The organism is Azoarcus sp. KH32C, from assembly GCF_000349945.1.
In the GTDB taxonomy this organism is placed as follows: domain Bacteria; phylum Pseudomonadota; class Gammaproteobacteria; order Burkholderiales; family Rhodocyclaceae; genus Aromatoleum.
Genome location: NC_020516.1, coordinates 4,807,122 through 4,830,472, shown reverse-complemented (window position 1 = coordinate 4,830,472; position 23,351 = coordinate 4,807,122). Strand labels below are relative to the sequence as shown.

The 23,351-nt window shown below is 66.8% G+C and carries 18 protein-coding genes; 11 read left to right on the top strand and 7 right to left on the bottom strand.

Features of this window, described 5'->3' with window-relative positions:
• Window positions 1–3: 3 nt before the first annotated feature.
• The 4 genes from AZKH_RS21725 to AZKH_RS21710 all read right to left on the bottom strand — a co-directional run bounded on the left by AZKH_RS21725 (window position 4) and on the right by AZKH_RS21710 (window position 4,827).
• Window positions 4–945 carry a ribose-phosphate pyrophosphokinase gene (locus tag AZKH_RS21725; protein WP_015437959.1) on the bottom strand — a complete coding sequence of 314 codons (942 nt, stop codon included), beginning with the start codon at window positions 943–945 and terminating at the stop codon, window positions 4–6.
• Window positions 946–1,010: 65 nt separating this feature from the next.
• Complete coding sequence (locus AZKH_RS21720) at window positions 1,011–2,225, bottom strand: exo-beta-N-acetylmuramidase NamZ domain-containing protein (protein WP_015437958.1); 1,215 nt, start codon at window positions 2,223–2,225, stop codon at window positions 1,011–1,013.
• Window positions 2,226–2,250: 25 nt separating this feature from the next.
• A complete protein-coding gene (locus AZKH_RS21715) occupies window positions 2,251–2,799 on the bottom strand; it encodes a DOMON-like domain-containing protein (RefSeq protein ID WP_015437957.1) in 549 nt (182 codons plus the stop codon).
• A gap of 18 nt (window positions 2,800–2,817) precedes the next feature.
• Entirely contained in the window at window positions 2,818–4,827 is a 2,010-nt protein-coding gene (locus AZKH_RS21710; RefSeq protein WP_015437956.1) for a TonB-dependent siderophore receptor, read from the bottom strand.
• A 240-nt stretch (window positions 4,828–5,067) separates the two neighbouring features.
• Between AZKH_RS21710 and AZKH_RS21705 the strand changes: the two genes are divergently transcribed.
• Window positions 5,068–5,835, top strand: a complete 768-nt coding sequence (locus tag AZKH_RS21705) for a TerC family protein (protein WP_015437955.1) — start codon at window positions 5,068–5,070, stop codon at window positions 5,833–5,835.
• Window positions 5,836–5,872: 37 nt separating this feature from the next.
• On the opposite strand, the gene AZKH_RS21700 is transcribed toward AZKH_RS21705, so the two are convergent.
• Entirely contained in the window at window positions 5,873–6,127 is a 255-nt protein-coding gene (locus tag AZKH_RS21700; RefSeq protein ID WP_015437954.1) for a hypothetical protein, read from the bottom strand.
• 174 nt (window positions 6,128–6,301) lie between these two features.
• On the opposite strand from AZKH_RS21700, the gene AZKH_RS21695 reads away from it, so the two are divergent.
• A complete protein-coding gene (locus AZKH_RS21695) occupies window positions 6,302–7,909 on the top strand; it encodes a peptide chain release factor 3 (protein ID WP_015437953.1) in 1,608 nt (535 codons plus the stop codon).
• 45 nt (window positions 7,910–7,954) lie between these two features.
• On the opposite strand, the gene AZKH_RS21690 is transcribed toward AZKH_RS21695, so the two are convergent.
• Window positions 7,955–8,677, bottom strand: coding sequence for an N-acetylmuramoyl-L-alanine amidase (locus AZKH_RS21690; protein ID WP_015437952.1), 723 nt, complete (start codon window positions 8,675–8,677; stop codon window positions 7,955–7,957).
• 224 nt (window positions 8,678–8,901) lie between these two features.
• On the opposite strand from AZKH_RS21690, the gene AZKH_RS21685 reads away from it, so the two are divergent.
• The 9 genes from AZKH_RS21685 (at window position 8,902) to AZKH_RS21645 (ending at window position 22,516) form a co-directional block, all read left to right on the top strand.
• On the top strand, window positions 8,902–9,261 hold the full coding sequence (locus AZKH_RS21685; protein WP_015437951.1) for a c-type cytochrome: 360 nt from the start codon (window positions 8,902–8,904) through the stop codon (window positions 9,259–9,261).
• 65 nt (window positions 9,262–9,326) lie between these two features.
• Window positions 9,327–10,292 (top strand): DmsE family decaheme c-type cytochrome, encoded by a 966-nt coding sequence (locus AZKH_RS21680; protein WP_015437950.1) that lies wholly within the window; start codon window positions 9,327–9,329, stop codon window positions 10,290–10,292.
• Between the two features lie 19 nt (window positions 10,293–10,311).
• Window positions 10,312–12,456, top strand: coding sequence for an MtrB/PioB family decaheme-associated outer membrane protein (locus AZKH_RS21675; RefSeq protein WP_015437949.1), 2,145 nt, complete (start codon window positions 10,312–10,314; stop codon window positions 12,454–12,456).
• Between the two features lie 73 nt (window positions 12,457–12,529).
• Complete coding sequence (locus AZKH_RS21670; RefSeq protein ID WP_015437948.1) at window positions 12,530–14,563, top strand: cytochrome b/b6 domain-containing protein; 2,034 nt, start codon at window positions 12,530–12,532, stop codon at window positions 14,561–14,563.
• 298 nt (window positions 14,564–14,861) lie between these two features.
• Window positions 14,862–17,990 (top strand): transglycosylase domain-containing protein, encoded by a 3,129-nt coding sequence (locus tag AZKH_RS21665; RefSeq protein ID WP_015437947.1) that lies wholly within the window; start codon window positions 14,862–14,864, stop codon window positions 17,988–17,990.
• Between the two features lie 103 nt (window positions 17,991–18,093).
• On the top strand, window positions 18,094–20,181 hold the full coding sequence (locus tag AZKH_RS27355; RefSeq protein WP_015437946.1) for a DUF6600 domain-containing protein: 2,088 nt from the start codon (window positions 18,094–18,096) through the stop codon (window positions 20,179–20,181).
• A 105-nt stretch (window positions 20,182–20,286) separates the two neighbouring features.
• A complete protein-coding gene (locus AZKH_RS21655) occupies window positions 20,287–20,757 on the top strand; it encodes a PACE efflux transporter (RefSeq protein ID WP_015437945.1) in 471 nt (156 codons plus the stop codon).
• The gene (gene murB / locus AZKH_RS21650; RefSeq protein WP_015437944.1) at window positions 20,747–21,796 is read left to right on the top strand and encodes a UDP-N-acetylmuramate dehydrogenase; all 1,050 of its coding nucleotides are present in this window, start codon (window positions 20,747–20,749) and stop codon (window positions 21,794–21,796) included. Before AZKH_RS21655 ends, murB begins: the two co-directional genes overlap by 11 nt.
• Window positions 21,797–21,886: 90 nt before the next feature.
• Window positions 21,887–22,516, top strand: a complete 630-nt coding sequence (locus AZKH_RS21645) for a c-type cytochrome (protein ID WP_041656481.1) — start codon at window positions 21,887–21,889, stop codon at window positions 22,514–22,516.
• Between the two features lie 11 nt (window positions 22,517–22,527).
• Here AZKH_RS21645 and AZKH_RS21640 read toward each other — a convergent pair whose 3' ends face one another.
• Window positions 22,528–23,337 carry an IclR family transcriptional regulator gene (locus AZKH_RS21640; RefSeq protein ID WP_015437942.1) on the bottom strand — a complete coding sequence of 270 codons (810 nt, stop codon included), beginning with the start codon at window positions 23,335–23,337 and terminating at the stop codon, window positions 22,528–22,530.
• Window positions 23,338–23,351 lie beyond the last annotated feature (14 nt).

Below are 23,351 nucleotides of genomic sequence, written 5' to 3'. Positions count from 1 at the left end.
GCATCACTCGAACAGCGCGCCGACGCTCTCGCCGCTGTGGATGCGCTCGATCGCCGCGGCGAAGAGCGGCGCCACCGTGAGCTGCGTGATCTTGTCGAGATGCTTGCCCGGCGGCATGTGCACGGTGTTCGTGACGACGATCGACTCGATCGGCGCGTTGCGCAGCCGTTCGATCGCGGGCCCGCACAGCACCCCGTGCACGGCGCCGGCGTGGACCGAGCGGGCGCCCGCGGCGCGCAGCGTCTCGATCGTCGACAGGAGCGTGCCGGCGGTCGAGATTTCGTCCTCGAAGATCACCGCGTCGCGCCCTTTCACGTCGCCGACGACGTGGCCCTGCTTGACCGAGGTGTCGTCGACGCGGCGCTTGTCGATGATCGCCATCGGGATGTCCAGCCGCTCCGAGAAGCGACCGACCCGCTTCGCGCCGCCCGCATCGGTTGCCACCGCCACCATGTTCGCGAGGTCGTGGTTCCTGCGGAAATGCTCGGCAATGGTGGGAATCGCCGTCAGGTGATCGACCGGCACGCTGAAGAAGCCGTGCACCTGCTCGGCATGCAAGTCCATCGTCAGCACGCGGTTCGCGCCCGCGGTGATGAGCATGTCGGCGATCAGCCGGCCGGTGATCGAGATCCGCGGCGCGTCCTTCTTGTCCGAGCGGGCGTAGGAATAGTACGGGATCACCGCCGTCACGCGCCGCGCCGAGGCGCTGCGCAGCGCGTCGAGCGTGATCATCAGTTCCATGATGTGGTCGCTGACCGGCTCGGTGAAGGCCTGCACGACGAACACGTCGCGCTCGCGCACGTTCTCGCGGATCTGCACCTGCAGGTTGTCGTTCGAGAAGCGCGAGATCTCCACCGGACTGAGCGGGATCCCCAGTTTCGCGCAGATTTCGTTGGCCAAGGCGGGGTTCGAATTGCATGCAAAGATGCGCAGGGCGTCGTTCATCGCGATGGCTCCGGTGGCAGTGGCCAAATGGCAGCGTTACGAATTGTAGGCCTTCGTCCGACGGCTCAAGGATAAATCAGGAAGGGTGCGCGCGCGTCCAGCCAAGCCGCCTCGTTGGGGGCGGTCAGGGCATCGAGGTCGTCGGGCATCGCGGCCGGATCGTCGACCCAGGTGCGCAGCAGCGGACTGCCGTTGATCAGGTCGATGGCGAGCCGATCGTGTTCGTATTCGTACGTAAAATCGCGCCAGATCGCATAGTCCGGCTGCAACCGGCGCAGCGCCTTGAACGCCAGCGCCTGCAGGCGCCATGGGCGGAAGGCGGCGTGGTCGTAATGCGCCGGGTCCTCGACGTGGATCTGCAGGCCGCTGCAGAGCTTGCCGGCATGCTTGTGGAAGGTCGGCTCGAACCAGCACTCGCGCAGCACGCAGCCCGCGAGCCAGTGGGGCGCGAGGCGCTGCATCTCGGTGCGGATCGCGCGCGCGTCGATGTCGGGCGCGCCGAAGAGCTCCAGCGGGCGCGTCGTGCCGCGGCCCTCGGACAGCGTCGTGCCTTCGAGCATCACGGTGCCGGCGTAGGCGCGCGCCATCGAGAGGTTCGGCGCGTTCGGGCTCGGATTGACCCAGCTCCGCTCGCCCAGCGGCCAACCGTAACCCGGCGCGGCGTCCGGCTGCCAGCCTTCCATCGCGATCACCTCGCACTCGACGTCGAGCCCGAGTGTCGCGACGAACCAGCGCGCGAGCTCGCCCATCGTCAGCCCGTGACGCATCGGCATCTGGCCCGCGCCGACGAAGCTCTCCCAGCCCTCGCGCAACATCAGGCCTTCGACCGGGCGGCCGGCCGGGTTCGGACGGTCGAGCACCCACACGGCCTTCTTGTGGTGCGCCGCGGCCTCGAGCACGTAGCGCAGCGTCGTGATGAAGGTGTAGATACGGCAGCCCAAGTCCTGCAGGTCGACGAGCAGCACGTCGAAGGTATCCATCATCGCGTCGGTCGGCCGGCGCACCTCGCCGTAGAGGCTGAAGACGGGGATGCCGTGCACCGGGTCGGTGAAGTCCGGCGACTCGACCATGTTGTCCTGCTTGTCGCCGCGCAGCCCGTGCTGGGGGCCGAAGGCGGCGGTGAGCTGGAGCTCGGGCAGCGCCGCGAGCGCGTCGAGCGAGTGCGTGAGCTCGCGCGTGACGGAGGCGGGGTGGGCGAGCAGCGCGACGCGGCGGCCGGCGAGCGGGCGGCGCAGCGCGGGGTCTTGGAGCAGGCGGTCGAGTCCGAACCGGATAGTCATTGTGTCCTGGCAGCTGGCGGCGCGATCAGCGCGACGCCTGGGACAGCGTCAAGGTGAAGGCGTCGCGGTGGTGAAAGTCGGGGCGCTCGGAGGGGTGGCGCAGGGCCCAATAGGATAACGCGCCCTCGGTCGTTTCGATGACTGCCGACAATCCGAGCTGCAGCAGGTTGCCGGCGGGCAGCGCGGCGGCCTCGATCGCGGCTTCGAGCAGCAGCTCGCCGCCTTCGCTCCGCGAGGTGATCCCGGGCGCCGCCACCGGCCCAGGCGCCTTGTCGCGCTGCAGCCGATAGTCGTCGAAGTCGTAGACCGCCCATTCGCTGGACGGCGAGAAGTTGAATTCGCGGTAGGCCGTGCTGCCGGCAGCACCGATGAAGGCCTCGCAGCAGGTGTGAGCCCACAGCCCGTCCGCCTGCGCGGGTGAACGCGCCGCGGGCACGCGGATCCCGTCGATCCCGCCGATGATGCGGTAGCGCAGCGTCAATGCGCCGTCGCGCCCGCGCGAAAACGTCACGCTGATGGCCTTGACCGGCGTGTCTCGCGTGTCGGGGTGGGGTTGTAGGACGAATGCTTGCATGGCGATGGGTGGAAGGTTTCAGTCGAATCCGAATGTGGCCGTCGCGTACACGATGCGATTGGCGCGATTGACGGGCTTCGTGCCACCGCTCGCCGCTTGTTCGGTACGATCCGCAATTTCCTGATGGCGCGGACCGAGGTTCAGCGCGGTCAGCGCGAATTGCACGTCGTGGCGGCCGACGCGGGTCGTATGGCTGAGATTGGCGTCGACCGTCGTGTAGGGGCGAGACAGGTAGCGGAAGCGCGGCACGTAGCCGTCGCCGCCCGCGAGCGAGCCGATGCGCAGTACGCTCAGCATGCTCTTCCAGCCCGGCGCCCAGTCCTGCAGCCAGCTCAGGCTTGCAGTATAGGGGGCGCTGCGGTCCTCGATGGCGGACTGGTGGCTGCGCGGGGCGAGCAGCGTGTGCGCGAGCCGCAGTTCTGTCCCTACGCGCGGTTGCGCGACGAGCTGGTACTCCAGGCCGCGGACCATCACCGGCGAATCGAGGTTCTCGTAGCGCGTCGAACCGAGGAAGGACGACAGCAGCGGCGCCGGCGTCGGGTCTGGCTGCGGCACGCGCACGATGAAGTCGCGGATGCGCTCGCTGAAGAGACGCACGTCGAGCGTCATGTGCAGCGAAGGGAAGCGGCCGAGGTAGCCCAGTTCGAGGCTGTCGATGCGCGTCTGGCCGAGATCCGGGTTGGGCAGGAAGGGACGCACCAGCACCGCCCCGCTCGCGGGATCGATCGCGCGGATGTCGCCGAAAAGCTCGAACGGAATCTGCTGGCGGTAGGCGCGGGCGTAGCCGGCGCGCAGCGTGTCGGTCGGCGACGCTTGCCAGTTCGCGAAGAGGCGCGGGCTGAAGGTCGATGGCGCCCCCGAATACTTCTCCTGTGCGCCGCCTGCGTTGAAGCTCAGCGTCTCGCGGACGCGCCATTCGACGTTGCCGAAGAGGCGGAAGAGGTTTTGCGGGTCGGGGTTGCCGTCGTAGAACAGGAAGGGCGCGTCGACCTCGTCGCGCCGGGCTTCGGCGCCCCACACGAAGTGCAGGTCGTCATGCGGCGCGAGGCGGTGCTGCACCTCGAGGTCGTCGCGCATGCTGCTGCGGTTGCGGTCGAGCGGCACGGCCGGGAAGAACGGCGGTGCGGAGGCGAACCACGCGTCGCGGATGCGCTCGTGGTTGCGGTAGTAGTTCACCAGCCACTCGCTGTCGGCGCCCGGCGTGTGCTGCCATTGCAGGTGCAGCGTGTGGTCCCGGCTGTCGGTCGTGCGCGGCGCGTTGTTGCCGAAAACGGAGTCCGCGTAGCCTTCGCCCCGCCGGGCGTCGGTCGCCGCGATACGAAGCAGTACCGCATCCTGCGGCGACACCTGCAGGTCGCCGCGCAAGGCCAGCGTCTCGCGGTTGAGCGTGTCGTGCAGGCCGCGGAAACCCTGGTCATGCCGGCTCGCCGCATTCATGCGCAAAGTCAGGGGCCCGCTGCCGCCGCTCCAGCGCGCCTCGGCGTCGGCCAGGCGGTCGTCACCGGCGCGAACCGTCACGCGCGTGCCCTGGTCTTCGGCACTGTCGCGCGTGATGATGTTGATCACGCCGAGAAAGGCGTTCGCGCCGAAGCCGCTCGCGTTGGTGCCGCGCACGACCTCGATGCGGTCGATCTCGTCCAGCGTCAGCGGCAGCGCGCTCCAGTCGACGCCGCCGAAGGCGCTCGGCGTGATCACCGAGCGGCCGTCGATCAGCACCTGCATCTCGGTCGGGAAATCGTTCGACAGGCCGTGGTAGGTCACCCATTGCGCATGCCCGCGCTCCTGCCCGACTTGCATGCCGGGCACCAGGCGCAGCAGGCGCGCGAGGTCGCGGTAGCCGGTCGCGGCGATCAGTTCGCGGTCGATCACCGTGACCGCGCCGGGCGCCTCGTTCAACGCTTGCGGCATGCGCGAGGCGCTGAGCACCTGCGGCAGCTCCTCGAAATAGGGATCGTCGCCGGCGTGCGCCTCGCACGCGGCACAGGTCGCGGCGAGCAGCAGCAGGGGGAGGCGGGGCAGGCGGCGCATCGGCAATGACGAGGACGTGAGCGCTGGGATGCGAGAAAAGTAAGAAAACGTAAAGACGCGAGGATACCCGCATTCTATCCCATTGGTAATAGTCATCCGGGCGCGTGCTTCTGCCTTTTCGATGCGGCCTGTGGCGTCAATCACGAATTTCGGAACTGTCTCTAAGCTTGCGCGATTCGGCGTTTTCCCGCTTGGCATGCTATACAGGGGGCTTCGCCCGTCACCTGTACCTGTCCCGCCATGCCCGAATTCCTGACCGATCCTCAGCTCATCATCGCGTTCTTCACCCTTACGATGCTGGAGCTGGTGCTGGGGATCGACAACATCATCTTCATTTCGATCCTGGTCGACAAGCTGCCGCCCGAGCGCCGCGCGATGGCGCGCCGGCTGGGCCTCTTCCTCGCGATGTTCATGCGCCTCGGGCTGCTGTCGGTCCTCGCATGGCTCGCCGGACTCGATTCGGCGCTGTTTGGACTGTTCGGCCACGGCTTCTCGGCGCGCGACCTGATCCTGGTCGGCGGCGGTCTGTTCCTGCTGTGGAAGAGCACCGGCGAGATCCACCAACTGCTCGAAGGCGAGGAGGGTGAGGCCTCGAGCGCCGTGAAGGCGACCTTCAGTGCGGTGATCATGCAGATCATCGTCATCGACCTGGTGTTCTCGCTCGACTCGATCATCACGGCGATCGGCATGGTCAGCAACCTCGGCGTGATGATGTCCGCAGTCGTCGCCTCGGTCGGCCTGATGATGGTCGCCTCGGCGCCGATCGGCAACTTCGTGTCGAACCACCCGACCGTGAAAATGCTCGCGCTGTCCTTCCTAATGGTCGTCGGCGTCGTGCTGGTCGCCGAAGGCTTCGGGCAGCACGTGTCGAAGGGTTACATCTATTTCGCGATGGCCTTCTCGGTCACCGTCGAGATGCTTAACATCCGGATGCGCAAGCGTGCCGCCCATCCGGTCGTGCTGCACGAGCCCTACGTCGCCGATCAAGCCGCGGAGACGAAGCGCTGAACGATGGCAGCGGGCCGGGACGACCCGGCACGCGCGATCAGGACTTGTCCGCGTCGCCGCCTTGCTGTTCCTCGCGCGCAATCGCGCTGAGGTCGCGCAGATACCAGGCCGCATAGGCGAAGCCTGCCATCGCGATCAGCGCCGTGAATTTGAGTGTTCCGTCGAAGGCCGCGCCGGCGACGAGGTTCGCGACCACGACGTAGGCGAGATAACAGCCGGCGACGAAGCCGCCGAGGATGCGGGTGAGGGCGAAGATCTTGCGCTGGCGCAGCGTGGGCGTGGCTCGGGGCATGTCGTCGAAGTCTTGGTGAGCGGGAAAAATATTCCTGAATCATCGCAGATTTTGCGCCGCTTGCCCGCAGCTCCGCGCCATTCTCCTGCGAGCGCCCCTAATTCCTTGATAGAATTGCGATTGTCCCCGCCAGGCCGGCACCGGCTGGCGGCTTTGTTTTTTTGCGATCCGATCATGGCCGACATCCCCTATCCGCCCGAACTGCTGCGCGACGTCGAGAAGCGCCGCACCTTCGGCATCATCTCCCACCCCGACGCGGGCAAGACCACGCTGACCGAAAAGCTGCTGCTGTTCGGCGGCGCGATCCAGCTCGCCGGCACCGTCAAGGCGCGAAAGAGCGCCCGCCACGCCACTTCCGACTGGATGGAAGTCGAAAAGCAGCGCGGCATCTCGGTGACCAGCTCGGTGATGCAGTTCGAGTACCAGGGGCACACCATCAACCTGCTCGACACGCCGGGCCACCAGGACTTCTCCGAAGACACCTACCGCGTGCTGACCGCGGTCGATGCCGCCGTGATGGTCATCGACGCGGCGAAGGGCGTCGAGGCGCAGACGATCAAGCTGCTCGAAGTGTGCCGCCTGCGCAACACGCCGATCATCACCTTCGTGAACAAGATGGACCGCGAAGTGCGCGAGACCTTCGATCTGCTGCAGGAGATCGAGTCCGTGCTGAAGATCGATTGCGCGCCGATCACCTGGCCGATCGGCATGGGCAAGACTTTCCGCGGCGTCTATCACCTGCTCGAAGACCGCGTGCTGCGCTTCGCCGCCGGCGAGGAAAAGCGCACCGAGGCCGAAGTCATCAAGGGCATCGCCAACGCTCAGCTCGACGAGCTCTTTCCGCTCGAAGTCGGCAAGTTGCGCGAGGAAGTCGACCTGATCCAGGGCGCTTCGCCCCCGTTCTCGCTCGGCGACTTCCTCGCCGGCAAGCAGACGCCGGTGTTCTTCGGCTCGGGTATCAACAACTTCGGCGTGCAGGAAATCCTGCAGGCGCTGCTCGACTGGGCGCCGCCGCCGCAACCGCGCGACGCGGGCAGCCGCCAGGTGCAGCCGGCCGAGGCGCCGTTCACCGGCTTCGTGTTCAAGATCCAGGCGAACATGGACCCGAAGCACCGCGACCGCATCGCCTTCTTCCGCATCTGCTCGGGCCGCTACAGCTCGGGCATGAAGGTCAAGCACGTGCGCGCGGGCCGCGACATGAAACTCGCCAATGCGCTGACCTTCATGGCCAACGAGCGCGTGTTGATGGACGACGGCGTGGCCGGCGACATCATCGGCATCCACAACCATGGCCAGCTCCACATCGGCGATACGCTCACCGAAGGCGAGAACCTCGGCTACAAGGGCATCCCCTACTTCTCGCCGGAACTCTTCAGTGCCGCGCGCCTGCGCGACCCGCTGAAGTCCAAGCAACTGCAGAAGGGCCTGCAGGAGCTCGGCGAGGAAGGCGCGATCCAGGTCTTCGAGCAGGAAGGCGGCAACATGCTGCTCGGTGCGGTCGGCCAGCTGCAGTTCGAAGTCGTCGCGCAGCGCCTGAAGGACGAGTACAAGGTCGACGCGATCTTCGAGCCCTGCGACATCCACACCGCGCGCTGGCTGTCCTTCCCGGACGAGGTCACGCGCCGCAACTTCGAGCGCGAGCAGGCGATGCGCATCGGCAAGGACGTCGATGGCAACCCCGTGTACCTCGCGACCAGCCGCTACAACCTCGAAGTCACGATGGAAAAGTGGCCCAAGGTCGCCTTCCACGCGACGCGCGAGCACGGGCAAAAAGTCAGCTGAGGGTCGACTGAGCCCGCGCGGGGCGCGGCGCCCGGCCGCCCCCGCTCAGCGCCCCGCCATCAGGCAGGCGGCGACCCCGGTGGCGATCTCGCTCGCCATCGCGGCCTGATGCTGCGGATCGCGCAGCGCCAGTTCCTCTTCCCGATGCCGGATCACGCCGGCTTCGAACAGCAGCGCCGGCTGCTGCGCCCGGTACAGCACAACCAGGTCGTCGTAGTAATGCACCGCGTGCTGCGGGTCCGCGTATTCGCGCCGGCGCGCGTTCTTGTCCGTCGGCTCGAAACCCGCGCGCTGCAGCCGTGCGCCGATCGCCGAGGCGCACAGCAGGCTGCGTTCCGGGTCCGGATTGCGGCGCGACACGAATAGCGAGTGCCCCTTCCAGCGGTCGCTGTAGCGCTGCGGCTGGCCTTCCCACATCCAGTCCGACAATTCCTCCTCGCCCACCGAGTCGTGGTGGATCGAGATCAGCAGATCCGCGTGCGGCACCTGCGCCGGACGCTCGGCGAGCGAGCCGATCTTCCCGTCTTCATTGACGATCACGGTACGCAGCTCGAGTCGCGTCAGTGCCGCCGCGACCGCCTGCGCCAACTCCCGGTTGAACTCGAACTCCCGGCGCCCGCGGGCGCTCGTCGCGCCGGGCGCCGCAAGGCTGTGGCCGACGTCGATCGCGACGAGCGCCGGTTCGGCCGCATCTGCCGAGACCGGCCCGGGCGCCGCAAAGAGTTCCGCCGCGAGCCAAAGCGGGCCGGTAATGTGTCGAAGTTGCAAAATTTTTAACTGGGGCAAAACCCTAGAAATCATGGGGAAACACGCATTGACGGTCCGAAATGACCGTCCAGCTTGCTGCTATGCAGCTTGACGGCCATCAAGATATGCCCAGAAAATACTCGAGACGGCGTATCGAAGTGTGTCAATGTATCAGCATCAGCTCTAGCTACCCTGCGCGGGGTGACTGAAGGCCCTGCGTGCCTCGATGCAAAGGAGGAACAATCGTGCTGCAATCAGGAAACCGCTCGTGCCACCGCCTCGTCGCCGCCCTCGCCGGTGCCGCCCTGCTGACCTTTGCTGCCGGCGCCTCGGCCGGCATGAGCGACGACGCGGCCAAGAAGCTGCTCAAGAGCAACGACTGCTTCAAGTGCCACGCGCTCGACAAAACCAAGAAAGGTCCGTCCTACGAGAAGATCGCCGCCAAGTACAAGGGTAAGCCCGACGCCGTCGAAAAGCTCAACCACAATCTCACCGATTCCCCGAAGGTCAAGCTCGAGGACGGCACAGAAGAAGAACACAAGGTCTTGAAGACCGATTCCCCGCAAGAGAAGAGCGAGCTCATCAAATGGATTCTCGCTCGCTAGGCAAGTAGCAACGGCCCCTGAAGGGGCCGTTTCTTTACGCGTCTCGACATACCAGGGAGGATGCAATGAGACCAAGGGAATGGGGGCGGCTCGCCGCCCTGTGTGCCGTGCTGGGCGGCATCTTCATGCTGGCCTCGCCCGTGGCGGCGGCACCCGAGCGGGCGGCGGATCAGGACAAGGGGCTGGTGCTGCGCGGCGACAAGCGCTGTACCGAATGCCATGACGAATCGGACGCGCCCGAGCAGCTCGCGATCGGCAAGACCAAGCACGGCACCGTCGCCGACAAGCGCACGCCGAGCTGCGTGTCCTGTCACGGCGAGAGCGAGCGGCACGTCAAGGAGGCCGGGCGCGGCTCGAAGGCGGCCCCGCCGGTCGATGTCGGCTTCAGCAGCAAGAATCCCGCGAGCGCCGAAGCGCGCGACGCGGCCTGCCTCGCCTGTCACCAGGGCAGTACCCGCATTTTCTGGCAGAACAGCACGCACAGCCGGCGCGATGTTACCTGTACCTCCTGCCACAAGATCCACGACGGCCACGACAAGGTGCGGCAGGCCTCGACCCAGCCCGAAGTGTGCATGGGCTGCCACAAGGAACAGCGCGCGCAATTCCTCCGTCCGACACACCACCCGGTGCCGGAAGGCGCGATCAGCTGCTCGTCCTGCCACAACGTCCACGGCGACAACCCCTCGCAACTCGTCAAGGCGAGCGTCAACGAGACCTGCTTCTCCTGCCACATGGAAAAGCGCGGTCCCTTTGTGCATAACCACCAGCCGGTCGCCGAGGACTGCAGCATCTGCCACAACGCGCACGGCACGAACATCCCGAACCTGCTGAAGGCGCGTCCTCCCTACCTGTGTCAGGAATGCCACAGCCACGAGAGCCATCCGGGCCAGCTTGCGGGAGTGCCCACCGGGCCGACCACGAACACCGCGCTGCTCGGGACCGCGGGTCGCGGCTGCATGAACTGCCACACCAACATCCACGGCGGCAACAGCACTATCAACAACGCCACCGCCGGACGTTTCCGTCGCTGACGGGATCAGGGAGATCGTGATGAACAACATCAACAGTGCATTCAGGTTGAGCGCGCTGGCCACGGCCCTGCTCGCCATCTACGGACCGGCCGCCGCCGACGACGCCGAGATCCGGCAGTTGTCGCAGCCCGACAGCAGCGTTTCGGTCGGCCTCGGCCACTGGAACGACGACCGCTTCCAGCAAGGCATCTACGACGGTATGCGCAGCCGCGGCTTCTACGGTCTGATCGATGCCGACATCCGCAAGCGCGACGAAGCGAGCGGCACCTGGTACACCTTCGAAGGCGAGCGCCTCGGTCTCGACACCCGCCGGTTCCGGGGCGAGGTGCTGCAGCAGGGCAATATCGGGGCTTCGGTGAGCTATTCGCGCATCGACCGCGACAATCCGCTGCAGATCCATACCGGATTGCAGGGAATCGGCCACGAGAACATGACGATCAGCGGTTCTGGCGCCAATGCGCTGCCCTTGCGCAACGTCGGGCTCGGCGTCCAACGTGACCTGCTCCAGGCGGGCTTCTACAAGAACCTGATGCGCGACGTCGACCTCAAGGTCAGCTTCAAGAACGAGGAGAAGGACGGCACGCGCAACTGGGGCATGGGCAGCAACCCCTATTTCCTCGTCGAGCCGATCGACAGCACGACGCGCCAGCTCGACGTCACGGTCGAATACACGGGCGAACGCCTGCAGCTCGCGGGTGGCTACGCGGGCAGCTGGTATGGCAATCACGACTCGTTGGTGATGGCGACGATCAAGGGCGCGGCCCAGCCGGGCAGCGTCAGCAGCCCGAATCCGACGCCGCTGACGCTGCCGCTCGACAACGAGGCGCACCAGTTCTTCATCAACGCGGGCTACTCCTTTACGCCCTCGACCCGCGCGACGCTGAAGCTCCAGCGCAGCGTCGCGACGCAGGACGAGAACCTGCCGACCTGGAATCTGGCGGCGCCGAACAACCGCTTCGTCGATGCGCCGCGCAGCCTGGACGGCAAGATCGTGAACTCGCTGGTCGAGCTCGGGCTGACCTCGCGCGCGACGAGCGACCTGACGCTGAACGGCATGCTGCGCTATTACGACTCTGACGACCGCACGCCGATCGCCGGCTTCGTCGGCAGCAACACGACCCACGTCGCGACCGTGCATGACACGCCGTTTTCCTACACGACGAAGAGCGGCAAATTCGAGGCCTCCTACCGGTTGCCCGAGCGCTTCAAGCTGATCGCCGGCGTCGACGTGAAGGACCAGGACCGCTCGGTGAACAAGTTCATCAACGAGCGCTACGTGCCCTACCGCGAACAGATCGACGAGACGACCTACCGGCTGCAACTGCGGCGTTCGATGTCGGACACGCTCAACGGCTCGGTCACCTACCTGTACAGCAAGCGCGACGGTTCGAGCTACGTGCCGCCGCAGGAAGCCGACATCTTCAACCTGATCAACCCGCTGCACCTCGCGGACCGCACGCGCAACAAGTGGCGGCTGTCGCTCGACTGGGCGCCGGTCAATGCCTTCAACCTGCAGTTCAATGTCGAGGACGCCCAGGACGAGTATGGCCACAAGGACGAGCGCCCCTACGGGCTGCGCGACGGCCGCGCGACGCTGGTGTCGGTCGATGCCCGTTACTCGCTCAGCGACGTCTGGCAGCTGACCGGCTGGCTGTCGCATGACATGACGCGCGCGCGCCAACTTGCCGGCCGTTGGGACCGCACGACGCTGGTCTTCGAAATGGAGAAGGATGCCGTCCTCAAGGACAAGGGCGATTCGGTCGGCCTCGGCTTGCGCGGCGGCTTCGGCGAGAAGGTCAAGGTCGGCGCCGACGTGCAATGGACGCGCACACGCAGCTTCTACGACGAAACGGCGACGCTTTCCGGCCTGGGCGGCTTGCAGGCGATCTATCCGACCTCGGCCGGCGTCACGGCCGTGCCGCTGCCCGACATCGAGAACAAGCTGGTGCGGATCTCGATGTTCGCGAAGTACGCCGTCACCAAGGACGCGGACGTCCGGCTCGACCTCATCCACGAGCAGTGGAAGACCGACGACTGGACCTGGAGCTTTGCCGACGGGTCGCCCTTCACCTACGGCACGACCGTCGATCGCACGAGCGTGTCGATCAAGCCGAAGGAGAACGCGAACTTCATCGGCATGCGCTACATCGTCAGGTTCCAGTGAGCGCCACGCCCGCCGGCGCGTGATGAGGCTGCGGACGGCATGGGGCCGTCCGCAGCCCGACAGGAAGGACTGCATGCATAAGAGAAGACCCGCTCTCGAAGAGGCGACGCCGCGGACGTGGCGCGCCTCGGTATTGAATTTCGCTGCCGCCCTGCTGATGGCGGTACCCGCGCTCGTCAGTTCGAGTGTCCGTGCCGCGGACGAAGCGCCGTCGGCCAAGGCGGAACTGACGGTGAGCTCCTGTGTCCAGTGCCACGGCGCAGATGCGGATGCGATCAAGGTGCCCGTGCCGGACGGCAAGCCGCGTACGCTGCGCGCCGTCGACGAGGCCGCATTCCGCGCCGGCGTCCACGGGCGCATGAACTGCGTCGACTGTCACACCAACGTCGCCGACAACAGCAAGGCGCACCAACTCACCGCGCCGCTGAAGCTCGATTGCGGAAGCTGCCACGAGGCGTTGTGGCAGGCGGCGCAAAAGGACGGCACGGCCAAGTCGAAGCCGCGGCTCGAAAACGTCGTGCGCAACCTCGCTGCCTATCGCGACTCCTTCCATGCTCGGCCCGATACCGATCACCCGGATCGCCCGAAGGCGAGCTGCGACCAGTGCCACGACACGCACTCCTTCAACGTGCCGGCAAAAGGGACGGCGCAGCATGCCGAGTGGCGCAAGACGACGCCCGCGCTGTGCGGCGAGAGCTGTCACGAAGACCAGCTCGAGGACTATTCCGCGTCCATCCATGGTGTGGCCGTGCTGGAGAAGGGCAAGACCGACGCGGCGGTGTGCGTGGACTGCCACACGACGCATGAGATCGAGAACACCTCGAAGGACCCGACCAAACTGCTGATCACGAGCAACTGCGGCGGTTGCCATGAGGATCAGTACAAGACTTATCGTGCGACCTACCACGGCCAGGTGCATAGCCTCGGCTACGCCAACACCGCGAAGTGCTTCGACTGCCACGGCAGCCATGGCATCGTGAAGGTCGACGATCCGAAGTCGAAGGTCTCGGAGGCCAACCGGCTCGATACCTGCAAGAAGTGCCACGACGGCAAGAAGGCGGTGCTGGCCGCGTCGGGCTTCACGAGCTTCGCGCCGCACGGTCATGGCGGCGACTTCGGCAAGTACCCGCAGATCTGGCTCGCGACCAAGGGCATGGCGGGGCTGCTGATCGGCACCTTCGCCTTCTTCTGGGTCCATCTGCTGCTGTGGCTCTATCGCGAGTTCAAGGAGCGCGCGGCCGGCCGCGTCGAGACGCGCGTCAACGTTGCCGAACTGGGCGTGCCGGCGGGCAAGCATTTCCGCCGCTTCGGCCCGTGGGAACGCCTCGGCCACCTGCTGTTCGCCGTCAGCCTGATGATCCTGACCCTCACCGGCATGACGCTGATGTACGCCGAGACCGCCTGGGCTCCTGTCGTCGTGCGGGCGCTCGGCGGACCGCAGGTCACCGCAATCATCCACCGTGTTAATGCCGTCGTCTTCACGGTGGTGTTCGTGATCCATGTGTTGTGGGTGTTCGGCTACCTCGTGCGCAACTGGAAGACGTTCAGGATCTTCGGTCCAGAATCCGTGGTGCCGAACCTGAAGGATCTTCAGGACGTGATCGGCATGTTCCGCTGGTTCTTCGGCAAGGGCGAGAAGCCGAGCTTCGAGCGCTGGACGTACTGGGAGAAATTCGACTACTGGGCGCCGTTCTGGGGCGTCACGATCGTCGGCGTCAGCGGTTTCATGATGTGGTTCCCGACGCAGGTGGCGACCTACCTGCCGGGCTGGGTGTTCAACGTCGCGGTGATCGCGCACGGTGAAGAGGCCTTCCTTGCCGCGGTCTTCCTCTTCACGGTGCACTTCTTCAACAACCACTTCCGGCCCGACAAGCTGCCGCCGCCGGATATCGTGATGTTCACGGGCACCCTCTCGCTCGACGACTTCCGTCGCCATCATCGCGAGCAGTACGAGCGCTTGCTCGCGAGCGGCGAACTAGAGAAGCATCTCGTCGATGCGCCGTCGGCGCCGATGACGTGGGCGTCGAAGCTCCTAGGCCTGGTGCTGATCGGCTTCGGCCTGCTGTTGCTCGTCCTCGTGGGGATCGGCTTCTTCGGCGCGCTGTGACGAACCCTTCCCGAACGCGGCCGGGGCATCTTCGAAGATGCCTCGGCCGGATTCGTTTACCCGGACGGTTTCCCCACGGAGCAGCCCTGTTTTCCGCAGCGTGTGTTCAATGACACAGTCCGCAACGTTTCGCGGTAACGAAAGCGCATGTTTCCATGTCTGTCCGGTCCGGAGTGCTGGATAATTTCGCTTATCTCAACACTCGGGCGGCAACGTGTCCGGACAGAATTCGAATGCCAAGGCCCCGCGTCGCGGGTGGTTCAGAACGCTGCGGCGGTGGATCTTCTGGTTGATCGTCTTGGCGATCATCGTGGGGGGTGTGGCCGGGTATTACGAAAGCCGCACGTCCTGGCTCGAGGCGCGTGAGGTCTCGCGATACGCGCGCAAGCTCGACTATCAGCTCCAGACCGGGCCGAGCGACGCGATCCGCTTCCCGGAACACGGCCCCTTCGACCAGCGCCTCGGTTATACGCTGCTGCCCGGCTTCGTCGAGCGGCTCCTCGCGCGCGATTTCGCCGTCGCGAGCCAGGTCCGCTTCTCCAACAAGCTGTACGACTATGCCGGCCGCGGCTACTTCCCGCCCTACCACGAGAAGACCCGCTCCGGACTGGAGGTGCATGGCGCGCAGGGCGAAATGCTCTACGAGTCGCACTACCCGATCCGCAGCTATCTGACCTTCGAGCAGATTCCGCCGCGCGTCGTGCAGAGCCTGCTCTTCATCGAGAACCGCGACCTCCTCGCGACCGACCGCCCGAACATGAACCCGGCGGTCGACTGGGCGCGCTTCGGCCGCGCGGTGTTCGGCCAGGTCGCGAAGGTCGTCGACGAGGACCTCAACTCGCCGGGCGGCAGCACGCTCGCGACGCAGATCGAGAAGTACCGCCACTCGCCGGACGGCGTCACGCATTCGCCGCGCGAGAAGATCCGGCAGATGGTGTCGGCGACCGTACGCGCCTACCACGACGGCCCGGAGACGTTCCCGATCCGCCAGCGACTGGTGCTCGACTACCTCAATACCGTGCCGCTGTCCGCGGCGCCCGTGTACGGCGAGGTCCACGGCCTGGGCGACGGCCTGTGGGTCTGGTTCGGCGCCAACTTCGACCACGTGAACCAGTTGCTGTCGGCGCCCGACGCGTCGGGCGAGGCGCTCGCCGACCAGGGGCTCGCGCTGCGCCAGGTGCTCGCGCTGATGATCGCGCACCGCCGCCCCTCGTATTACCTCGGCCGCGGGCGCGAGGACCTGGTGAAGCTCGCGGACGCCCACCTGCGCCTGCTCGCCGAGTCGGGCGTGATCACGCCGGCGCTGCGCGACGCCGCCCTGCGCCGCGAGCTTAAGTTCCGCGACGCGGCCGTCGAGCCCGCCCGTGTGCCGGTCGACGCTGACAAGGGCGCGATCCTGATCCGCACGCGTCTGGCCGGGATGCTCGACGTCTCGCTGTACGATCTCGACCGCCTCGACCTGCGCGCGACTTCCACCCTCGACCGCAACCTGCAGCAGACCGTCACGAAGTACCTGGATCGCCTTGCCGAACCCGACTTCGGGACCAAGGCGGGAATCATCGGCGACAAGCTTCTGACGCCGACCCAGCTCGACAAGGTCTATTACAGCTTCACCCTCTTCGAGCGCACCGAGCGCGGCAACCGCGTACGCGTGCAGACCGACACGACGGACCAGCCGCTCGACATCAACGAGGGCAGCAAGCTCGAACTGGGCTCGACTGCCAAGCTGCGCGTGCTGTCGACCTATCTCGAAATCGTCGCCGAGCTGCACCAGCGATTCTCCGACAAGACCGTGCAGGAACTGCGCGCGACCCCGGTCGATCGTCACGACGTGTTGACGCGCTGGGCGCTCGACTACCTGATCGCGGCGAATGACCGCAGTCTGCCCTCGATGCTCAACGCCGCGCTCGAACGCCACTACTCGGCGAGTCCCGGCGAAGCCTTCTTCACCGGCGGGGGGCTCCACACCTTCAACAACTTCCGCAAGGAAGACAACGGCCGCTCGCCGACGGTTCGCGAGGCGCTGCAGGCGTCCATCAACCTGCCTTTCGTGCGCTTGATGCGCGACATCGTGCGCCACACCATGTACCAGGTGCCCGGCAGCACTGCCAAGCTCCTCGAGGACGACAGCGACCCCCGGCGCGAGGAGTATCTCGCCAAGTTCGCCGACCGCGAAGGCCAGGTCTTCATGCGCCGCTTCTGGCGCAAGTACCAGGGGCAGACGCCGGACGAGATCCGCGAGGAGTTCATGCAGGGCCTGCGGCCGACCGTCGACCGGCTCGCCGCGGCCTACCGCTACCTGAACCCGGACGCCGACCTGCAGGCCTTCACCGCCTTCATCGCGGCCCGCCTGCCCGAGGCCGACCTTGGCCACGGCCGCGCGGCAGCGCTCTACAAGCGCTATGCCCCCGGCACCTTCGACCTGCCCGACCAGGGCTACATCGCCCGTGTGCATCCGCTCGAGCTGTGGCTTGCCGCCTACCTCGCGCGCAAGCCGGACGCGACGTTCGCCGAGGCCGTCCAGGCCAGCAAGGCCGAGCGTCAGGCGGTGTACCGCTGGCTCTTCCGCAGCCGCTTCAAGAGCGCGCAGGACTCGCGCATCTACACGATCCTCGAAGTCGAGGCCTTCCTCGACATCCACCGCCGCTGGGTGCGCTTCGGCTACCCGTTCAACACGCTCGTGCCCTCGCTCGCGACCGCGCTCGGCAGCTCCGGCGACCGCCCCGCGGCGCTCGCCGAACTGATGGGGATCATCGTCAACGACGGCGTGCGCCTGCCCACCTCGCGCATCGATCGACTGCATTTCGCCGCCGGCACGCCCTACGAAACCGAGCTCGTGCGCAAGCCGGGCGAAGGCGAGCGCGTGATGCGCTCGGAAGTCGCCTCCGCACTGAAGGAGGCCTTGTCCGAGGTCGTCGAAGGCGGCACCGCGCGGCGGCTCGCCGGTGCCTTCGTCGGTGCCGACGGCAAGCCGATGGCGGTCGGCGGCAAGACCGGCACCGGCGACAACCGCGTGATCGTTTCCGGCGCCCATGGCGGGGTCCGCGGCGGCTACTCGCTCAATCGTACGGCGACCTTCGTCTTCTACCTCGGGCCGCGCTACTTCGGCACGCTGACGGCTTACGTGATCGGAAAGGATGCCGCGGCGTTCCACTTCACGTCGGGTCTGCCGGTGCAAATCCTGAAGTCGATGGCGCCGACGCTGCTGCCGCTCCTCGCGCGGCCGCCGGTCCCCGAGATGCCCGCGCAGCCCCTCGTCGTCCGCGACGCGCCGCCGAGCGACGCGGCGGAGGGCGATGCGCCCGCTCCGGAGAAGAATGACGACGCGCCGGACAAGGGCCGCAATGCAGCAGGGAAGATCCACGAGGCGCCGCTTCCCGTGCCCGATCCCAAACAGGAAGCTCCGGCCGCACCCGCCGCCCGCTGAGCGGCCCGCGACATTTGCAAGGATTTGTTCTGATAGTCAGCGCTCCCTGCAATCCAACGTTGTATATACAGGAACCCGTCGGTTTGTATGGAGTGACATTGCGATGATCCGCGACCTGATGCGCATCTTTCAGCGCGTGCTACTGGTCCCGTTGGTGCTGCTGTTCGCCTCGTCCGCTGCGGCGTGGGCGGAAGACCCGCCGAGCCGGGTCGGACGTATTTCCGTAATCGACGGCGAACTCGCTGTCCGCCGCGATGGCGGCAAGTGGGAAAGTGCCGGCGTCAACTGGCCGATCACGACCGACGACTCGCTCGCCACCGAGCGCAACAGCCGCGCCGAGATCCGCATCGGTTCGAGTGTGCTGCGGCTCGACGAAGACACTACGGTGCAGATCCGTCGTCTCGACGACGAGCGCATCCGGGTCCGCCTCGACGACGGCAGCGTCTCGCTGCGAGTGAGAAGCTCCGACCGCGAAGACCAGATCGAAGTCGAGACGCGCGATGGGCGCGCGATGACGACGGATCCCGGCCGCTACCGGATCGACCAGCTCGACCGCAGCACGGTCGTCACCAACTACCGCGGCCACATCGACTTCCGTGCCCCTGATCGGAATATCGGCATTTCCGACGACCGCCGGATGGAGATTTACACCGGTGGGCGGACCGACGTGAACTGGAGCTCGCCCGAGGACGACGATTTCTCCGACTGGGTGCAGGCGCGTGACGAGCGTGACGAGCGCATCGGCCGCCCGCGGCACGTCTCGCCCGAGATGACCGGCTACGAGGATCTCTACGAGTACGGCGACTGGGGCGACTATGGCGACTATGGCACGGTGTGGTATCCGCGCGCCGTGCCGGCCGGCTGGGCGCCGTACCGCTACGGCCACTGGGTGTTCGTCCAGCCCTGGGGATGGACCTGGGTCGACGACCAGCCTTGGGGCTTCGCGCCCTTCCATTACGGCCGTTGGGTGCTGATCAGTAACCGCTGGGCCTGGGTGCCGGGGCGCTATGTGGCCCGTCCGGTCTACGCACCGGCGCTCGTCGCCTGGATCGGCGCGCCGGGCGTCAGCATCACCTTGTCGTCGGGCATTCCCCGCAACGTCAGCTGGTATCCGCTCGCGCCGCGCGAAGTGTTCGTGCCGCGTTACCGCTACTCGCCGACCTACGTGCAGCAGGTGAACATCACGCATGTCACGAACGTCACCGAGATCACGCGCGTCGTCCAAGCGCCGGACCGTGTCCGTCACGTGTACCGCCAGGAACAGTTCGCCGTGACGCCCGCGTCGGAGCGCTTCGTGCAAACACCGCGCGTCGTCAACATCGACCCGGATCGCCGCCGCGAGCAGCGCATGGCCGACTGGGAGCGCCGCCGCGCCGAGCGGCGTGACGACAGGCGCGACGGGGACCGTCGGCGCGAAGGCCTGCGCGACCAGTCCGGTCAACCCGTTCCCGCCGGCGGACCGCTGATCGCTCCCGCGATCCGGGAGCGAACCGAGCGCGAGCAGACCGAGCAACGGCAACGCGAGCGGCAGCAGCAACCGCAGCAGGAGCAGGACGATCTCCGGCGCAAGTTCCAGCAGCGCGAACAGGCCGAGCAGCAGCGCGACCAGGCGCGTCGAGCCGAGGCCGAGCAGCGGCAGCGCGAGCGGCAGCAACAACTGCAGCAGGACCAGGACGAGCGCCGACGCCAGTTCCAGCAGCGCGAACAAGCCGAGCAGCAGCGCCAGCAGCAACAGCAACAGGATCAGGAAGACCGGCGTCGCCAGATGCAGCAGCAACGCGACCAGGCTGAGCAGCAACGCGACCAGGCGCGGCGTGCCGAGTTCGAGCAACGTCAGCGTGAACGCCAGCAACAGCAGCAGGATCAGGAAGATCGTCGTCGTCAGATGCAGCAGCAGCGCGACCAGGCCGAACAACAACAGCGCGATCAGGTTCGCCAGCAGCGGATGGAGTTCGAACAGCAGCGCCAGCGCGAACGACAGATGCAGGACCAGGAGCAGGATCGCCGCCGCGACGCCCAGCTGCGCGAGCAGTTCGAACGTCAGCGCGAGCGCGCAGCCCAGCCGGAGCGCCGCGAGGCGCAGCCTCAGCAACGTCAAGGGCGCGGCGACGAAGACCAATCGCACGCACAACAACAGCGCCGGCGCCAGAACAATCCGAACGACAACAACCAGAACCGTCCGGACAACTGAGCCCCTCCGGCCGAACGACCGCTGCCCGCGATGGTGCGGCGCAGCGGTTGCATTTGGCGGGGCGAGGTCCTATCTTAGCCGGTCGCCCCCAGCAACTTTTCTGCCGTGTCCGCCCATTCCCCCCAACTGCGCTCGTTTCGTGATCGCGCCCGCCAGATCGTCCTCTTCGAGGTCGGCGGACTGCTACTGATCACGCCCCCCTTTGCGTGGGCCACTGGTGCGCCGCTCGTCGAATCGGGCGCCCTGATGGCGGTGATGGCGCTAATCGCCGCCGTCTGGAACACCCTGTTCAATACCGGCTTCGACTGGATCGAAGGCCGTCTCACCGGCCGCACCGCCGATCGCCGCCCGGCTCGCCTGCGTGCGTTGCACGCCATCGGTTTCGAGGGCGGGCTGCTCCTGCTGACGCTGCCGGTCATCGTGCTGTGGACCGGACTCGGCTGGGCCGAGGCGCTGGTCGCCGACCTCGCGCTCGCTGCGGCCTACGTCGTCTACGCTTTCGCCTTCAATCTCGCCTACGATCGGCTTTTCCCGATCCAGCCGGTCCGGCGCGACGCGGTGCATTGTGCAGACTAGGGTCGATGCAGGCCTGGCGGTGCCGCAGATCCGCTGCGACGTCGACCTGACGCCCTTCAATACCTTCGGCCTGCCGGCGCGTGCGAGCCGCTTTGCCGTGGTGCGCCAGGCGAAAGACGTGGCGGCGCTGCGCGCCGACCCCGACTGGGCTTCGGGGCCGAGTCTCGTGCTCGGCGGCGGCAGCAATCTTGTGCTCACGCGCGATATCCCCGGTCTCGTACTGAAAGTTGAGGTCGCCGGCCGCAAGCTCGTCGGCGAGGATCGCGACGCTTGGTACGTCGAGGCGGGCGCCGGCGAGAACTGGCACGATTTCGTCCGGTGGACGCTCGACCAGGGCCGGCCCGGCCTGGAAAACCTCTCGCTGATCCCCGGCACGGTCGGCGCGGCGCCAGTGCAGAATATTGGCGCCTATGGCCTGGAGATGGCCGAGCGCTTCCACTCGCTGCGGGCGGTCGAGCTCGATAGCGGCGAGCTGATCGAGCTCGACAACGCAGCCTGCCGCTTCGCGTACCGCGACAGCGTCTTCAAGCAGGAACTCGCGGGCCGCGTGCTGATCATCTCCGTGACCTTCCGCCTGCCGCGGCGCTGGCAACCCGTCCTCGGGTACGCCGACGTGGCGCGCGAACTGGCCGCGTGCGGCATCGTCGAGCCCACGCCGAAGCAGGTCTCCGACGCCGTCATCGCCGTGCGCCAGCGCAAGCTGCCCGACCCGGCGCGCATCGGCAATGCCGGCAGCTTCTTCAAGAACCCCGTCGTCGATGCCGGGACGCGGGCGCGCCTCGCCGCAGCCCATCCGGAACTGCCCTCGTACGCACAGCCCGACGGTCGCTTCAAGCTGGCGGCCGGCTGGCTGATCGACCGCAGCGGATGGAAAGGGCGCGACCTGGGCCCCGTCGGCGCCTACGAGAACCAGGCGCTGGTGCTCGTCAATCGCGGCGGTGCCCGCGGGGCGGACGTCGAGCGCATCGCCCGGGCGATCCAAGCCGATGTGCTGGCGAAATTCGGGGTGCAATTGGAGCCTGAACCGGTTTTCGTATAGCGCAATACCCTTATTTGCAGTGCTAGAATGCGCGATTCATACGCCGCCCGCGGTACGAATCGGGTTCGGCTCGCTCGCGGGGAGTGCACGATGGGGTTTGGAGGCCGCTTGGCCGTCGTCGCGGCCGTCATGGCCATGTGCAGCAATGTTTTGGCCAGTGATGCCGTCCAGGATCTGATCCGCAAGGCAGCGAGCGATTCCCCGACCCATGCCGCGCTCGTCAAGGAAGGGCGCAGCGCCAGCTTCTTCTGTGCCAACTGCCACGGCGAAAGCGGCGCCAGCCGTTACCCCGAGGTGCCCAACCTCGCCGGCCAGAATCCCGTCTACATCGCCAACCAGATTTCCGCCTTCGTCAGCGGCAAGCGGCGCAACGAATTCATGCAGGGCCTGATGAAGGTGCTGAGCGACCGCGAGAAGGCCGCGATCGCCGTCTACTTCTCCGATGCCGCGGCGACGCCGGCAGGCAAGGGCGGTGCGGCCGCCGCCCAGGGCGAATCGCACTTCAAGCGCGTCTGCGTGCGTTGTCATCAGGCCGACGCGCATGGTAACGAAGGCATCCCGCGGCTGGCGGGCCAGCAGCCCGAGTACCTGCGCCTGAGCCTCAAGCGCTACCTCAACAAGACCGGCGAGCGCGTCTACCCCGACATGAGCGCAGCCGTCGCCGAGCTGGGCGACGCGAACATCGAGGCGGTCGTGCAATATCTTGCCAGCCTGAAGTAGGGCAGCGGAACTCAGCTCCCGGTATTCCCCAGCCTTCCCGAAATCGCTGCCGCGCACGCGCGCAATTTCTTCGCAATCGGCCCTTTCCAGTCCGGATCGAAGCTGCCACTAGGACCCATCGCGGTGATCGCCAGCGCGAGGTGGCCGGTGTGGTCGAAGATCGGGGCGGTGAAGGCGTTGATGCCGGGAATCGGTTTGCCGACGGCGCGGGCGAGGCGTTCGCGGCGCACCTCTTCGAGTTCGGCTTCGAGCCCTTCGCGCGAGAGGGCGCCGCGGTCGGCTTTGAGGCGCGCCAAGTCCTCTTCGATCAGCGCGGCGGTCATGCGCGCAGGCAGGAAGGCGGCGAAGACGCGGCCGGTCGCGGAGGTGAGGAGGTCCATCACCGTGCCGACCCGCATGTTCACGTGCACCTGGCGGCTGCATTCCTCGATGCTGACGATGGTCGGGCCCTGGTTGCCCCACACGGCAATGGCGACGTTCTGCTGGATCTCGTCTGAAAGTTTGGCGGCTTCGGGCGTCGCCACGCGCAGCGGATTGAGCTCGTGCAGCGCCGACAGGCCCATCTGCAGCGTGAAGGCGCCGAGGCCGTAGCGGCCGGTGACGGGGTCCTGCTCGATGAGGCCGAGTTTGCCGAAGCTCACGAGGTAGGGGTGGGCCTTCGCCGGCGGCATGCCGGCGTCGCGCGCGAGGTCCTTGAGGATCATTGGCCCGCCATGGCGCACCAGCGCCTGCAGTAGCGCGCCGCCGACCTCGATGGACTGGATGCCGCGGCGGTCGCCGGATTTCTCTGCAGGTCGCTCCGCACTGTGCTCGTTGTTCAAGGTCTTATCTCCGG

Excerpts from the sequence above, each read along its gene's own strand:
- AZKH_RS21700 (WP_015437954.1), bottom strand. The coding sequence starts at position 6,127 with ATGCCCCGAGCCACGCCCACGCTGCGCCAGCGCAAGATCTTCGCCCTC.
- AZKH_RS21675 (WP_015437949.1), top strand. The coding sequence starts at position 10,312 with ATGAACAACATCAACAGTGCATTCAGGTTGAGCGCGCTGGCCACGGCC.
- AZKH_RS21645 (WP_041656481.1), top strand. The coding sequence starts at position 21,887 with ATGGGGTTTGGAGGCCGCTTGGCCGTCGTCGCGGCCGTCATGGCCATG.
- AZKH_RS21710 (WP_015437956.1), bottom strand. The coding sequence starts at position 4,827 with ATGCGCCGCCTGCCCCGCCTCCCCCTGCTGCTGCTCGCCGCGACCTGT.
- AZKH_RS21670 (WP_015437948.1), top strand. The coding sequence starts at position 12,530 with ATGCATAAGAGAAGACCCGCTCTCGAAGAGGCGACGCCGCGGACGTGG.
- AZKH_RS27355 (WP_015437946.1), top strand. The coding sequence starts at position 18,094 with ATGATCCGCGACCTGATGCGCATCTTTCAGCGCGTGCTACTGGTCCCG.
- AZKH_RS21715 (WP_015437957.1), bottom strand. The coding sequence starts at position 2,799 with ATGCAAGCATTCGTCCTACAACCCCACCCCGACACGCGAGACACGCCG.
- AZKH_RS21680 (WP_015437950.1), top strand. The coding sequence starts at position 9,327 with ATGAGACCAAGGGAATGGGGGCGGCTCGCCGCCCTGTGTGCCGTGCTG.
- AZKH_RS21705 (WP_015437955.1), top strand. The coding sequence starts at position 5,068 with ATGCCCGAATTCCTGACCGATCCTCAGCTCATCATCGCGTTCTTCACC.
- AZKH_RS21725 (WP_015437959.1), bottom strand. The coding sequence starts at position 945 with ATGAACGACGCCCTGCGCATCTTTGCATGCAATTCGAACCCCGCCTTG.
- AZKH_RS21720 (WP_015437958.1), bottom strand. The coding sequence starts at position 2,225 with ATGACTATCCGGTTCGGACTCGACCGCCTGCTCCAAGACCCCGCGCTG.
- AZKH_RS21695 (WP_015437953.1), top strand. The coding sequence starts at position 6,302 with ATGGCCGACATCCCCTATCCGCCCGAACTGCTGCGCGACGTCGAGAAG.